This window comes from Bartonella sp. AA2SXKL, from assembly GCF_042197205.1.
In the GTDB taxonomy this organism is placed as follows: Bacteria; Pseudomonadota; Alphaproteobacteria; order Rhizobiales; family Rhizobiaceae; genus Bartonella.
Genome location: NZ_JBHIRN010000001.1, coordinates 192,352 through 207,071, shown reverse-complemented (window position 1 = coordinate 207,071; position 14,720 = coordinate 192,352). Strand labels below are relative to the sequence as shown.

The window sequence follows — 14,720 nt, the reverse complement described above, 5'->3', positions numbered from 1 at the left end:
TTTTTTTATTTATTTTTAAGAATATTGATTGCGTTGGAAAGATTAAGATAGGCTTTGATAGGCAAATGATCTGAAGCAATGCGTGCAAGTGGTGAATAATGATTTTCAATACTTGTTACCAATTGGTGGGGAAAAGAAAAAACTCTATCAAGGGCTAACAAAGGAAAACGAGAGGGAAAGCTTGGTACAACTTCAAAAGTGCTATCAAAATAGGGAAAAAAATGATTTAAAGATGAGCCTTTTCCCATTCGCCATTCATTAAAATCTCCTATGAGGAGTGTAGGCATAAGGGGGCGTTTTTGGAAAATTTCAAGGAGCATTTTTGTTTGTTGTTTACGAGAGTAACGTAATAATCCAAAATGAGCCGCAATAATACGAATAGGTCCTGCTGCCATTTCCAACTCTACAATTACAGCCCCACGTGGTTCAATACTAGGAAGAGTGACTTGTAAAGTATCACGTACATATCCCTTTCGCAAAAAAAGAGCATTCCCATGCCAACCATGGCCATGAGGTGACATAGTATTAAGAGGTACAGGAATCAAACCGGTTTCAGCTTTTAATAGCTGAAGATTAATCAAACCGATGCGTTCCCCAAAACGTTTATCTGCTTCTTGAAGAGCAAGGATATCAACTTGTAATTCAGTAATAACACGGACAATTCTTGTAGGATTAAAAACTTTATCAACACCTACACATTTATGCACATTATAGGAAGCAACGGTCAGATCATAATTACTATTTTGATTGACAATGTTTGATTGATGATGAGAGCGGCTATGAATTGTATTTAAAAAGGAGCTATGGAGTTTTTGTTGGATAAAACCGGTAAACCAAGGGAATTTTTGCTTATAAGGGATTTTTGTCATTTTGCGAAAAGAATAGTTTCTAAGAAGCAGAGGGTAAAGATTTACACTAAAAACAAAAGAACCTTGTTTCTAAAAGAAACAAGGTTCTTTAATTAAGTAATGATTTTTGCAATCAATCACGGTTTGAGCCAAGAAACTGTAGCAAGAAGACAAACATATTGATGAAATCAAGATAAAGATTCAGCGCGCCCATAATAACTTTACGTCCTCTAGTATCGCTTTCATCTCCTTCATAATACATCAACTTAATGCTCTGGGTATCGTAGGCTGTTAAACCAGCAAAGATAAAAACACCAATCACAGAGATAGCAAACTGCAAAGCGCTTGATCCAAGAAAAATGTTCACAATCATGGAAAGCAACAAGCCGATCAATCCAATGAATAAGAATGAACCGATTGCTGTGAGATCACGCTTTGTTGTGTATCCATAAAGTGAAAGAGCTCCAAAAGTTGCGGCGGAAATGACAAAGGTTTGCACAACACTTTCTGTCGTATAGCGCAAAACGATTGAAGACAGTGAAAGACCAACCAGAGCAGCATAACCAAAAAAGAGACTACGAGCAGCATTTGTGCTCAATGTATTAATTTTAAAACTGAGAAATAAGACTGCTATGAGTGGTGCAAACATAACAATATAAGAGAATGGCGATGTATAAAATGTTACTCCAAATGGTGTTAGATAAACACTGCTATTGATTTGAGCTGCTGCTTGGCTCATATCTGTTGTCGTTGCTAATGATACAATTGCATAAGCGGCAGCAGCTGTAATAAGCAAACCAATGGCCATTGCATTGTAGACACCCAACATATAGTCGCGTAATCCCTGATCAATTGATGCATCGGCATGAGAAGCAGGTGCCGAACGTAAATCTTTAAAATTAGCCATAATATAAAATCCTTTAGCATATGTTCTGTCAGGTATAGGGCTTTAAAGGTGTCTCTGTCATTACACAGATAAGCTTGGTATAAGCCTTAATTGGGCAAATACAAAAACCCTTAAGAATCACTGACAGAATTCCAGCATATATGCTCTTATTATGGAGATTTATTTAAAAATTACAAGAGATTTATATGAAGAAGGAACCTTACAAATTGGTAAGGAAATAGTTCATTTTAATAAAAAATATTTCCATTTTTTGCCATATTTTTGCAAGATAAAAAGACTATACTTAAAAACTTTTCTATTTTCACAGAAACTATGTAATACAATCCCTTATAAAATATTCACTATTTTTGCGTTTATGAGAAGAGCGGCAAGTATCATCACACTATTTCAACCTCCAATATTGCATCTGTTTTGCACGGTTATAAGAGCTATTGAATTGGATTTTTTATAATATATTGATGTATAATGATAAATTGTCTTTTTGAATGCTAAATGATACTCCGAATATCGCAAGATTCTCTGGTTGAAAATCTGTTCATATTAAATCAATCAAGATTATTGACTTGCTTGTGTCTTGCAAGAGACATGGTTTTAATGGATTCAACATGAACAGATTCCAAATAAAAGAGATTTAGAATAGTAAGGGCTTTTATTCAATATGAAAAACGGTAATTTATATTTATAATCAATATGTTGCTTTAACAAGACACCATTGAAAATAGTTGAAAAAATGTTTTTTATTAAACAATATATAAAATAAAAAAGGAGAGTTTTTAAACGAAGCACTTAAGAAAGGCTCTGTAAAATCGATATCTGTAAAAACTAAAAAACATACGAAAAGCAATTGTTCTAATCAAATAAACAGAACTTCGAATGCTGTGAAATGTCTCCTCAAAAATTGTGATGTAGGACACATGGATAAAAAATATTGATTCTATTTGAGTTCATTTCTTTTGCACTAACTAAGTGTAGAAATGTAAAGTTGAAAAGAAAGTAAGATCTTATAGTCCCATGAAGAGAAACACGTGAAATGACGAGCAACAAGAATTGATTAAGAGAAATCAATGCGTAATCAGACTTGTGATGGTCAATAATCTCTGTTTTCTAAGGCACTGAACATATCAGTGAGAAGATGTACTATTGGAATGACGCCTTGCTTTCATCCAAGTACGCAATTCTTCAATAAGGATGGCAATAACACCGAGAGTGATAAAACTATCTGCAAGGTTGAAAATAGCAAAATAAAAAATATCATCAATATGAAAAAGTATATAATCAGTGACATGATGAAAGCGAATACGATCAATGAGATTGCCGATGGCTCCCCCAATAATAAGAATAAGGCCAAAGCGCATTAAAGACTTATTATATTCAGTATTTTTCCATAACCATAGAAGAAAGATAATCACAATGATCGTGATGGCGATGATTCCCCACTGAGAAAAGGAAGAAAAAAACGAAAATGCAATGCCAGAATTGCGCACATGATAAAGGGAAAGAAAAGGAATAAGCGAAATTTCTGTTCCTAAAGGCATATTGTGCATAACCCAGTATTTGACAGCTTGATCAAGTACTACTGTAAAAGCCAAGCCCAAGAGAAGAAAAGGGAGTGATTTACGAATCATGTTTTTCCTCACATGGTTCCAGTATTAAATAGGGGCGACGGATTTCATAAAGCATAACAGCTGTTGCTACAGCTAGATTAAGCGAGTCTGCTCGTCCGCTTTGTGGAATACGCGTAAGTTTATCACACCGATTCGTAAGAAGATCTGATAATCCCTGTTTTTCATTCCCCATTAAAAGGATAATAGGGCCATTTTTGAAGTCAAGTGTGCGATAATCCAGAGAACCTTTGAGGTGTGTTCCAACAATCATACCTTTAAAGTGAGAAGACCAGTTTAAAAAGCCGTTTTCATCAAAACGATAAAGTGGTACAGAGAAAATAGATCCCATGGTTGCGCGGACTGTTTCAGGCGAGAAAGGGTCTGTTGTCTCGCCAATTAAAATAACACCTTTAGCACCTACAGCATCAGCGGTTCGAATAATGGTACCAAGGTTTCCAGGATCACGTACACGATCAAGCGCGATGTAAACATCTTTAATCTGCCCTTTTATCATTTCAAAAGAGTGCCATTTTTGCTTGAAAATACCAATAACTGTTTGTGGATTATCGCGTCGGGTAAGTGATTCCATAACCTTTTGTGAGGCTTTAATAACAAAACCACCGTTGGCTACAGCACGTGCGGCAGTATTTTCGATAGTAGCATTACCGATTTCACTTTTAGAAAAAATAAGCGTCTGTATTGTCCAGCCAAGATTGAGAGCATCAATGACCAATTTCAATCCTTCTGCCATGAAAAGACCTTCTCTATTACGGTTTTTCTTTTGGCTAAGTGCTTTAAGATTTTTTATGATGGGGTTGCTAAGAGAGGTAATTTCTTTCACTCTACCAGTTTTGGGTCTACACATATTCAAGCAATCCAACGGCTAAAAAGAGAAGTAGAAAGAGCACGTCCTGCAACTTCTTCACGCAAAATGAGTTCTCCTGATTCGACCGTACCACCAAGATTTACAAATGCATCACGCATTAAAGCATGAAGTGCAAAGAAGGAAGCACGAATAGAATAAGCTGTAAGGACAACAGAGAGCGGTTTATCAGAGAGAAGTTTACGACAATTTGTGATCATGGCGGGTAAATGATCAAACAGTTGCCAAATTTCACCATGGGGTCCACGCCCATAAGCAGGGGGATCAAGAAGAATCATATCATAGCTTTTTTTACGACGCAGTTCACGCTCGACAAATTTCATAGCATCATCGCAAATCCAGCGAATAGAATGATCTGGTAATCCTGCTCTTTCTTGATTAGCTTTTGCCCACGCAATGGCTTTTTTAGAAGCATCAACATGGGTAACATTCGCACCCGCTCGTGCTCCAATCAAAGAGGCAATACCTGTATAGCCAAAAAGATTCAACAATTTTATAGGGCGTTCGGCTTTAACAATTTGTTCTTCCATAGAGCGCCAATGGGCATCTTGTTCAGGAAAAACCCCCACATGACGAAAGGAAGTAAAACGGCCTAGAAAAGACAATCCATTCCAAGCAAGAACCCATGTTTCATCAAGTGGCTTTTTAGGAAAATGCCAACGCCCAACCCCTTCTTCATCAAGGTTTCCTGTGAAAATAGCATCAACATCAGCCCATTGTTTTTGTGGTAAAGCGGGTTTCCATAGTGCTTGACCTTCTGGTCGAATAATGCGGTAAGCTCCATAACGTTCTAATTTTTGTCCATGACCAGAATCAATGAGAGCATAGTTTTCGCTTATACCCGTTTCTAAAATAAGGGGCAGCTTTTCCTGCGGATATCTATTGTTATGGGAGAATTGAAAGCATTGTGCAGGCATGTTTTGTATCACGGTATATGAGGTATAAAAATATATTATAAAGCTCTTAAATGTTTCGTAAAAGTGCAAAAAAGCTAAAGTCAATTAAAACAATGTATAAAAAAAAAGAAAAAGAGCACTTTTAACTCTGTACTGAATATAGAATACAGAGAGAAAAGATTTCATTTAAATACCATTACACCAAATTTGTGATAGATGTTTTCAATTTTTCAATCTCGGCTTTACTTTTTTTGAGAGCTTTTTTGTATTTGTGATAGGAAAACCAACTGATCAGATTTCCTAATAAAATACCAAAACCAAAGAAGATAAAGAGCCATATAAAGAGGGGAGCATGATAAGTAAAACTTTCAGGATTTGCTCGAAAAGGATCAAGGGTTAACGGAACCATTTGACGATTAGCCACGATAAAAACAATCAAAACCGCTGCGAGAATCACACCGATACTTGTTAGAAGAATACGTTTAATTATCATAAGTTTCTCACTGATTAAGACGGTCGCGTAAATCCTTGCCAGTTTTAAAAAAAGGAATCCACTTTTCTTCAACAGAAACGGCTTCACCTGTTCGTGGATTACGTCCATTACGAGCTGAACGGCTTTTTACAGAAAAAGCTCCAAATCCACGAAGTTCAACGCGATTGCCATTTGCAAGTGCTGTTGCAATTTCCTCAAAAATAGCGTTTACAATATTCTCCACATCCCGTTGAAAAAGATGCGGGTTATGACGAGCGATAATTTGCACAAGCTCTGATTTTACCACAATAGCCTCACTTTCACACAAAAAAATTTTGTAATTGTGCACTCCATGCATATTACAATATATAAACGGATAAAAGCAAAATAAAATCAAGAAAAAACAAATTGCAAGAAACAAAATTTGAAAATACCTTCTATAAAGGGTATACAGATTAAAAATGCGGAGGATTTAAGAGATCAGGAGAGTATGTCCGTACACAATCATTATAAAGCCTTTTCAACGCAATCATCTTTTGGAGATGTTTTAAAAAAAGCATCCCGTCATTCGCGTCGCATTAGCATATTAAAAATTTTTTTACCTATCTTAGCGTTGATTTCAGCGCTGGTTTTTTGCTGGTTTACGTTTTTCTTGGTTCCCGTTACTTCTGATTCTATGCCTTTGAATAATGGAGAAAGTGGCGTGATGAATTTGACGATGCTCAATCCAAAATTAGAAGGGTATACGCGTGCTCATGAACCTTATTGGCTTAAAGCAGAAAAGGCATTTCAAGATCATACCCACGCTGGAATGATTGGGTTGCAAAACATTACAGCTAGAGCATTTATGGGCCAACAAAGACAGGTTTTTCTCGCAGCACAAGGGGGGGTTTACGATAACATTAATGGTTTTTTACAGTTGGACAAGCCATTCACCATTATGACGAATGATGGGATGATGGTACAATTTATGTCAGCTAGTATTAACTTATCCGAGGGACAGTTAAAAACAGATCAACGTGTTAATATTCAGCAAGCCGGTTTTCATCTTGCCGCAAACGCCTTACAAATTCGAGAAAAAGGAAAAAACATGTATTTCCATGGTGGTGTGCATTTAGTGCTTCAAAAGCAATAACGCAATATCAATACAAATCTTTAAAGGATATTTATAAAGAGAAGTATGTGTATATACAAACAAAAGAATTGAAATAATGAAATCGTACAAAAGATGGATAGGTGTGATGTTGGCTTTTAGCATGGGAATGTTAGGAGAAGGAGCAGTTTTAGGATATGCTGAAGTGGCCCATTTTGGAATAAGTCTATCAAGCGATAAAGAACCGGTAGAACTTCATGCAGATTCTTTGGAAATACGTGATAAAGAAGGGATAGCGCTTTTTAAGGGTGATGTTTCAGTGGTACAAGGTGAACGTCTTTTAAAAACGGCAGAATTAGTTGTTTACTACGATAAAGCATATAAAGAAATTGATAAAAACAAGGAAGATACAAAGGCATCATCTGTTTCTTTATTTGGTTCGTCGAGTATACAAAAAATGGAAGCTTTGGGAAAAGTTTATATAAAAATTGCTACTCAAGTTGCTACGGGTGATAAAGGCGTTTTTGATGGAAAGTCAAAAATGATGAGTTTGACAGGGAATCATGTTGTGTTAACTGATGGTGACAATGTGGCAACGGGGTGCAAACTAACGGCAAATATGGAAAGCGGAAAGGCTTTTTTAGAAGGTTGTGAGACGCCTAAGAAAAAAGGTCGTGTTTCTATTATTTTAAAACAAAATCAAAAGAATGGCCATTAAGATTTCATGTTTGGAATCAAAAGAAAAAAACAGACGGATAGGTATAATCTTGAAAGTGAAGCTTCAAAAAATCCCTTAAAAGGGACCTTGATTGCCAGTAATTTGATTAAAGTTTATCGAGGAAGACGAACTGTTAATGGTGTTTCTTTTGGCATTCGTACGGGAGAAGCCGTTGGCATTTTAGGGCCCAATGGGGCAGGTAAAACAACTTGTTTTTATATGGTGACAGGGCTTATAAAATCTGATGGAGGATCCATTAAAATTGATGGATTTGATATTACGCATCTTCCGATGTATCGACGTGCGCGTTTAGGTATTGGATATCTTCCACAGGAAGCGTCTATTTTTCGTGGTCTTTCAGTAGAAAATAACATTAAAGCTGTTTTAGAGGTCGTTGAAAAAGATCGCCTTAAACAACGTGAAGAGTTAGATAGCCTTTTACATGAATTTAAAATTGATCATTTACGTAAAATGTCTGCACTTTCGTTATCTGGAGGTGAACGTCGGCGACTTGAAATTGCGCGCGCTTTAGCTTCTCGTCCCCATTTTATGTTACTTGATGAACCATTTGCAGGAATTGATCCTATCGCTATTTTCGATATTCAACAACTTATTCGTCATTTAACGAGGCGTGGCATTGGTGTTTTAATAACGGATCATAATGTGCGTGAGACATTAGGGCTTGTCGATCGCGCTTATATTATTCATACAGGGCGGGTGTTAGTTCACGGTTGTCCTAACGATATTATCAACAACGTTGATGTACGCAGAATTTATTTGGGAAATCAGTTTTCTCTTTGATTTTACAGCTTTCACGAGTTTCCATTTAAGTTTAACCAAACATTATTACTGAAAATTTCCTTATTTATGCCAAAACTTCTTTTATGACTATAACCTTAATGTTGTTATTGAGTGGTGAAAAAGGCTTCATCATTAGAGGTTAGTTTGTTGTTTTATAAGTTTAGCTTACTCATAATTGTATCATAGATAAAGATATCACTAGATTAACGTGATAATGAGTGATAAACGAAGCTCTCAATAAATGCGTGTGTTATTGAAAGGTAAGAGATATTTATCATATTTTTCTCTGTCGAATCAAAAAATATATCGATGATGCTGTTTTAGGTATTTTAATGGGAGCACCGGTTTATATATTGCGGTTATTCAATAGGAGTTGTCGTATTTTATTGGTTTATATCGCCTATTTGAAAATAGGAGCTTGGCTACAGATATCAGGCTAAATCTATAAATCTTTTAAAATAATCATTAAATTTCTAAAAATCTTTATATTCTTGTTATAAGTCGATGTTCAAGCTATACAGTAATTTTCAAAGTAAAGGTCCATTTTGCTCAGTATGCTTTTCATCTTAATTTAAGGGCTCATTTTTAAAGAAAGAAAAACTTTGATGGCGGATTATACATCAAACTCTTATGACAAGTTTAATAAATTTATGAATAATGGCCTTTTCTAGAGTCGTAAGGAAATTAACTTTATGAACAACTTCATTTCCTTGGTTTCTCATGCCGTTAATGATGATCCGAATACTATTTATTATTGTTTTAGAAGTGATATGAGATGTATTGAGCCATCACCTATTATAAATTGAAAAGTAAAAACACATGCGATGTTGCGAAAAGTGAAAGAACATTAAGTATCTATAGCGTTTATAGGTTTATTGATGAGCATTTTAGCGTGTAAGAGGAAAATTAAAGTATGAATTTGAGTGAGTTAATAGCACCGGAAGCGATCATTCCGGCTCTTAAGGCTAATTCGAAAAAACAGGTTCTGCAAATTTTAGCCGAAAAAGCTTCCAAGCTAACAGGTCTTAGTGAGCATGTGATTTTTGATGTTGTTTTACAACGCGAGAAGCTTGGTTCAACGGGTTTGGGTGGAGGTATTGCGATTCCTCATGGAAAATTACCTGATATTAATCGGATCATTGGTATATTTGCACGTCTTGAAAGTCCTGTTGATTTTGAAGCTCTTGACGACGAACCTATAGATCTCGTTTTTCTCCTTTTAGCACCTGAAAATGCTGGTGCAGATCACTTAAAAGCTTTATCACAGATCGCACGTGTTTTGCGTCACACTGATGTTGTACAAAAGTTGCGCAGTACGCATAATGCCAATGCGCTTTATGCTTTATTGATTCAAACTTCAGAATCAAATGCAGCTTAAAAGTTATTATGAGCGTATAAATTGCGAGGTATGCACTACAGAGCGTAGGAAATAATATAATTTGCATCTTAAGACTAATAACAAAAGGTTATGTTATGAGATTTAAGAAAATTACTTCTAATTGAACCTTCTTTTTAAAGAGCAACCAACAAAAACGAAGGGCTTTTCCTTTCTTGTTCTCGTATATTAAAGCATCTAATTATTATGTTCGTGGATTCTTTTATCCTGTTATACTGTAAAAACACTATCATTTGAGATATGGTGAGATAAATTCTGTAAGTCTTCTTAATATATTAAGTGCTTTTAGAGTGCGTGGTAAATATTTTTAAACAGGACTTGTCTGTAGAGCCTTTAGTTAAGTGAATCACATGAGTGGGAAGAAAAGAGGAGATTGCTCGACAAGAATCCAAACTTTTTCAGTCCAGATTGGATTAAGAATCTTCGTCCTTTGAAAGCGGGAAAGAAATCAACAGAAAAGTTTATTTGTGCATTGAATTTTTTTGTAAGTTGAGTTTGAGTGTTTAGGGATAATATTTTAATGCTCAAGAAGAAATAAGAGATATATTGTATCTTCAGTATAGCAAGATATTGATTTTAAATATAATTCACTATTTCGCATGTTAGATGAGAGATCCGAATATTGTAAAATTCTCTCATTCCAAACTTGCTTATGTTGAATCAATCAAAACCATTTCCTTGCACGTTGTAAACGGAATTAGCGTGTGGATAAAAACTGTACAAGAAAGGGGTAAAAATGCTTCCTATGAATCGTCTCAAGTATCGAGAGTTGTAGCAAAACATTGGGAGCTGGAAAATAGTGTTATGGTGCCAGCTTTCTTCTTCACAAGTGGAGAGATCAACTATTTTATAGATATGATTTAGATGTCTGCTGTTGTATAGAGCTCATGCTAAAGAACAATTTTGTACGGTAAGAATGAAAATTATACCTTTAGGTTGGGTGAAAGAGTTTTTATGCATAGGAAGATTTATTTAAGTGTCTTTAATTGATTAAAATATTTCTTAAAAAACGGTAATGTTAGAACTGCTATAGAAAAAAGTTTTATATTTCTTTTTATAAATTACTTAGAAATAAGATAAGGAGACTTTCCCAAAGAATTCTTAAGAAGTTTTTTATAACAGAAAGAAAAATATCGTCTAATACATTAAAATAATACGATTAAGCTATTATAAGCTACTAAAATCATTTTAGAAATTAATAATTGGAGATGAAATATATAGGGAAATAAGATCAAAAGAAACAAAATTGTATGTGATTATTGAGATAGAATCTAAATTCTTTATGTTTTATTATTAATATCTTGATAATATTTTATTATTTTTACAAGGTCTTTTGAAGATTGAGAAAAAGTGTTATCGGGACGATATTGAATACGAAATATGAATGCACTATAATGAGTAAAAGATGGAGTATTCTGCGAACATAAGTGTATTGAATGCATAAAGTCGAGAAGTGATATTCGTAAGGCGATTAAGCTTTTTTGCGGGGAGTCTGGGGTGTATTTTCAAAATTTTGCATCAGATTGCTTGTGATATAAAGAGTATGGTTTATTTCTTAACAGAGTGATGGTATATTTTCATCTCGTTTTGAAGTTCTATAGCTTAAAGAAATCGTTTTTTATACAAAAACGAAATAAGTAGCGCAAAATGAAGATATTATTTTTTAATGTGGTTATTGAATAAGAAGTTTATGTTTTGGTAACGATTAAAAGGTCACAATGAAACGTAGAAATCTATTTTGATTAGTGTGAAAATATTTCGCTTATTGAAGGAATTAGGACAATAACACATGAATATCGAGGAGTTTTTGTTGAATTTTTCCAATGAAGAAAATCTTGTTAGAGACTAAAGAAGTGAGCTAAATGAAGATGTTTGAAAAGACTGTTATTGCTGCATCTGTAATGGTTCTTGTTACAGCGGGAGTGGCATATGCACAAACGCCAAGCCGTTTAAATCAATTTGAAGCGTGGGGAGCCTATTCTTATAAATCGCCCAAAAATACGATTTGCTATGTGTTATCGGTACCTTTGAAGGCTCTTCCAACGACAGTTAATCATGGTGATAACTTTTTCTTGGTTACCAAGCGTTCTCATTCACCTATTTCGTTTGAACCGCAGTTTATGGCTGGTTATACCCTTCAAGAAGGGTCGAGAGTGACAGTGACCATTGGAGGTAAGGACTTTGATTTTTTCACGAAAGATTCCTCAGCTTGGCTGGCGTCATCAGAGCTAGAAAAGCAGCTTGTTTCTGCTATGCGTGCTGGAAGCAATATGACAGTGCAAGCGATATCAAAACGAGGAACGCATACCACTTATACTTATTCCTTAAAAGGGGTCACTGCTGCATTAAATGCAGCTCAAAAGTGCCATTAAGGTTTCGATAACTCTAAAATAGTGATGTGAATTGGAAAGCAATGGCCATTTCCTATGACCTTAGACCAGTTAGTTCATGTTTTGCACGAAAAACAGATAATGTGGTCGTGAAGGAGAGTTCTAAGCTCTCTTTAATTGGTTTGTCGCAAGATGAAATGATGCAAGCTTTAAAGACAGTTGGTGTACCAGAGCATCAAACGCGTATGCGTGTGCGTCAGCTTTGGCATTGGCTTTATGTGCGTGGTGTTTCAAATTTTGATGATATGCTGAATATTTCTAAAGCAATGCAAGAAACACTTAAGTGTCATTTCTCCATTGCGCGCCCAGAAATTGTTGGAGAACAAATATCAAAAGATGGTACGCGTAAATGGCTCTTACGTTTTCCTGCACGTGGAGCTGGAAGGCCTGTTGAAATTGAAACGGTTTATATCCCTGAAGAAGGACGTGGTACTTTATGTCTTTCATCGCAAGTAGGGTGTACGTTAACCTGCTCTTTTTGTCATACGGGAACGCAGATACTTGTTCGTAATCTGACCGCAGAAGAAATTTTGGCACAATTATTGGTTGCACGTGATTGTTTGGGTGATTTTCCTGATAAGAATACCCCTGATGGAGCAATTGTTCCCATTGAAGGACGAAAAATTACCAATATTGTTATGATGGGAATGGGAGAACCTCTTTATAATTTTGAAGCTGTTAAAAAAGCTTTATTGATTGCCTCTGATGGCGATGGACTTTCTTTATCAAAACGTCGAATTACGCTTTCAACTAGTGGAGTTGTTCCTGGAATTATCCGAACTGGAGAAGAAATTGGTGTTATGTTAGCAATTTCACTCCACGCAGTACACGATACACTAAGGGATATGCTTGTTCCCATTAATAAAAAATATCCGCTTGCTTTACTAATAGAGGCTTGCCGTAATTATCCTGGTCTTTCCAATGCAAAACGAATCACATTTGAATATGTTATGCTGAAAGATATCAATGATAGTTTAGATGATGCTAAGCGATTGATTCAGTTATTGAAAGGGATTCCTGCTAAGATTAATTTAATCCCTTTTAATCCGTGGCTAGGGAGTAATTATCAATGTTCTGATTGGGAGCAAATCGAGCGTTTTGCTGATGTCGTTAATCAAGCGGGCTATGCTTCTCCTATTCGGATACCGCGTGGACGCGATATTTTAGCTGCATGTGGACAGCTTAAATCAGCTTCAGAGCGCTTACGTAAATCTGAACGTTTACGACTTGAAAATGCCATTGGTCATTAGGTAACGCAATTTTCAGCGATATCGAGGCCTATACTTTTTTGTTTGTAATTTAATATCCAAACTTCATGCGATGGCATATGTGAGACAGAGATTAAGATGGATAAGTGCTAGACGAACAGTTTCAGCGTTTATATGCTAAATGGGGTAAGAGATTGTCTATAGTCTGTTTACATAATCTCTGAAATAAGAAGGAAACCTAATTTAGAGGGAATATGAGGTCTTAAGGATTATAACTAATTTCTACCTTATTATCATACTCGTTAATTCGGTTTTATGTCTTTTAAAAGCATCTACGGTAATATCTTTTAAAAAGTGGAGATTGTGCAGTGCCTCATGCTTTTGTTTATTATTTTCTTAAATAAGATCACGCTTCACAAGCAAAACAGAGGATCTAAAATATAAATACCATTGAGTTATCCATTGATATGTTTTTTAAGTATCCCTTAGTGCACTCTTCATATCACGATAATGCTTGAGGAGTATAACAAAAAGCTTCTGTAAATGTATTGTACTCCTACACCTTTATGTTTAATAAAGGTGTAAATTGGTACCACCATTCTATTTTTCAGCTCCCAATGTTGTAACAGCTTTTAGTACTTGAGATGGTTTATAAGAGGTGTTTTTATTCTTTTCTTAGATAGTTTTTATCCATACGAAAACTCCAGCTTCTCTTGTGATGTACAAAGTAAAGGTATTGTTTTATTCAAAATAAACAGGTTTGAAATGAAAAAATCTTATAATATTTGTTTTGTTATTTAAATTAAAAGCGATACATTACACTTATAAATCAATGTTTTGTAATGATAAGGAGATGGAGGGCAAAGCTGGTAAAAGTACCAGCAATAAGCCAGTCGAGAAAGCGAATATAAAGAGGGTTCTTTTTGAGAGTTTTGGTAAGTTTATGCGCTGTAAAAACGATTGCAATTGTAATGGGGAAAGAAATAGGGATATAAGAGAGTCCTAAAAAGAGCAATTTTTGTGTTGCCATAGGATCATTCGCATTGATAAATTGTGGTAAGAATGTCGCGTTAAAGAGTATAACTTTAGGATTGAGAAGATTAATCCCAATACCAGCAAGATAGTTACGTTTAGCGCTTTGAGATTTAGAAGATGTCTGTTCAAAGGAAAAAGTGGGGTTTCTCCGTAAAGCTTGAAAGGAAAACCATAAAAGATAAAAGGCGCCAACAATTTTCAGAAGAACAAAAGTATGTGGGGCAGCAAAAATAAGCGCTGATAAGCCAAGTGCTACAGCCGTAACCTGAATGGCAAACCCTGTTGCACTACCCAAGGCGCACATAATTCCAGCTTTTTTGCTTTGTGTAATGGTTCGCCCTACAGAAAGCATCATATCTGGTCCTGGAATAAGTGCTAAAATCAACGATGCTAAAGCAAATTGTACAACAATAGACCACTCCGGTAGAAATGACACGTAAATCTCCTTTTATTTTTAAGCAGTGTTCAC

15 protein-coding genes are annotated in these 14,720 nt (G+C 35.4%); 7 read left to right on the top strand and 8 right to left on the bottom strand.

What is annotated here, in order from left to right; translation table 11 throughout:
* Positions 1-5: 5 nt before the first annotated feature.
* From ACFINS_RS00745 to ihfB, 7 genes are all read right to left on the bottom strand, one after another.
* Positions 6-869 carry an endonuclease/exonuclease/phosphatase family protein gene (locus tag ACFINS_RS00745; protein ID WP_375620887.1) on the bottom strand — a complete coding sequence of 288 codons (864 nt, stop codon included), beginning with the start codon at positions 867-869 and terminating at the stop codon, positions 6-8.
* A 112-nt stretch (positions 870-981) separates the two neighbouring features.
* A complete protein-coding gene (locus ACFINS_RS00740; RefSeq protein WP_375611347.1) occupies positions 982-1,755 on the bottom strand; it encodes a Bax inhibitor-1/YccA family protein in 774 nt (257 codons plus the stop codon).
* A 1,121-nt stretch (positions 1,756-2,876) separates the two neighbouring features.
* On the bottom strand, positions 2,877-3,380 hold the full coding sequence (lspA, locus tag ACFINS_RS00735) for a signal peptidase II (protein ID WP_375611348.1): 504 nt from the start codon (positions 3,378-3,380) through the stop codon (positions 2,877-2,879).
* Positions 3,370-4,224 (bottom strand): TrmH family RNA methyltransferase, encoded by an 855-nt coding sequence (locus ACFINS_RS00730; RefSeq protein WP_375611349.1) that lies wholly within the window; start codon positions 4,222-4,224, stop codon positions 3,370-3,372. The genes lspA and ACFINS_RS00730 overlap by 11 nt, the downstream gene beginning before the upstream one ends.
* A gap of 2 nt (positions 4,225-4,226) precedes the next feature.
* The gene (locus tag ACFINS_RS00725; RefSeq protein WP_375611350.1) at positions 4,227-5,159 is read right to left on the bottom strand and encodes a class I SAM-dependent methyltransferase; all 933 of its coding nucleotides are present in this window, start codon (positions 5,157-5,159) and stop codon (positions 4,227-4,229) included.
* A gap of 175 nt (positions 5,160-5,334) precedes the next feature.
* A complete protein-coding gene (locus tag ACFINS_RS00720) occupies positions 5,335-5,631 on the bottom strand; it encodes a lipopolysaccharide assembly protein LapA domain-containing protein (RefSeq protein ID WP_273790185.1) in 297 nt (98 codons plus the stop codon).
* Positions 5,632-5,638: 7 nt separating this feature from the next.
* Positions 5,639-5,917, bottom strand: coding sequence for an integration host factor subunit beta (gene ihfB / locus ACFINS_RS00715; RefSeq protein ID WP_273790186.1), 279 nt, complete (start codon positions 5,915-5,917; stop codon positions 5,639-5,641).
* A gap of 183 nt (positions 5,918-6,100) precedes the next feature.
* Between ihfB and lptC the strand changes: the two genes are divergently transcribed.
* The 7 genes from lptC to rlmN all read left to right on the top strand — a co-directional run bounded on the left by lptC (position 6,101) and on the right by rlmN (position 13,258).
* Positions 6,101-6,745: an LPS export ABC transporter periplasmic protein LptC gene (gene lptC, locus ACFINS_RS00710; protein WP_375705760.1), complete on the top strand. Its 645-nt coding sequence runs from the start codon at positions 6,101-6,103 to the stop codon at positions 6,743-6,745.
* Positions 6,746-6,821: 76 nt separating this feature from the next.
* Complete coding sequence (locus tag ACFINS_RS00705; protein ID WP_375612778.1) at positions 6,822-7,421, top strand: LptA/OstA family protein; 600 nt, start codon at positions 6,822-6,824, stop codon at positions 7,419-7,421.
* 6 nt (positions 7,422-7,427) lie between these two features.
* Positions 7,428-8,222, top strand: coding sequence for an LPS export ABC transporter ATP-binding protein (gene lptB, locus ACFINS_RS00700; protein WP_012754448.1), 795 nt, complete (start codon positions 7,428-7,430; stop codon positions 8,220-8,222).
* 913 nt (positions 8,223-9,135) lie between these two features.
* Entirely contained in the window at positions 9,136-9,600 is a 465-nt protein-coding gene (gene ptsN, locus ACFINS_RS00695) for a PTS IIA-like nitrogen regulatory protein PtsN (protein WP_375611353.1), read from the top strand.
* A gap of 624 nt (positions 9,601-10,224) precedes the next feature.
* Complete coding sequence (locus tag ACFINS_RS00690; protein ID WP_375705759.1) at positions 10,225-10,482, top strand: hypothetical protein; 258 nt, start codon at positions 10,225-10,227, stop codon at positions 10,480-10,482.
* A 1,004-nt stretch (positions 10,483-11,486) separates the two neighbouring features.
* Entirely contained in the window at positions 11,487-11,990 is a 504-nt protein-coding gene (locus tag ACFINS_RS00685; RefSeq protein ID WP_375611465.1) for an invasion associated locus B family protein, read from the top strand.
* 41 nt (positions 11,991-12,031) lie between these two features.
* Entirely contained in the window at positions 12,032-13,258 is a 1,227-nt protein-coding gene (gene rlmN, locus ACFINS_RS00680) for a 23S rRNA (adenine(2503)-C(2))-methyltransferase RlmN (RefSeq protein ID WP_375705775.1), read from the top strand.
* A gap of 787 nt (positions 13,259-14,045) precedes the next feature.
* On the opposite strand, the gene ACFINS_RS00675 is transcribed toward rlmN, so the two are convergent.
* A complete protein-coding gene (locus tag ACFINS_RS00675; protein ID WP_375645381.1) occupies positions 14,046-14,687 on the bottom strand; it encodes a LysE family translocator in 642 nt (213 codons plus the stop codon).
* Positions 14,688-14,720: the final 33 nt, after the last annotated feature.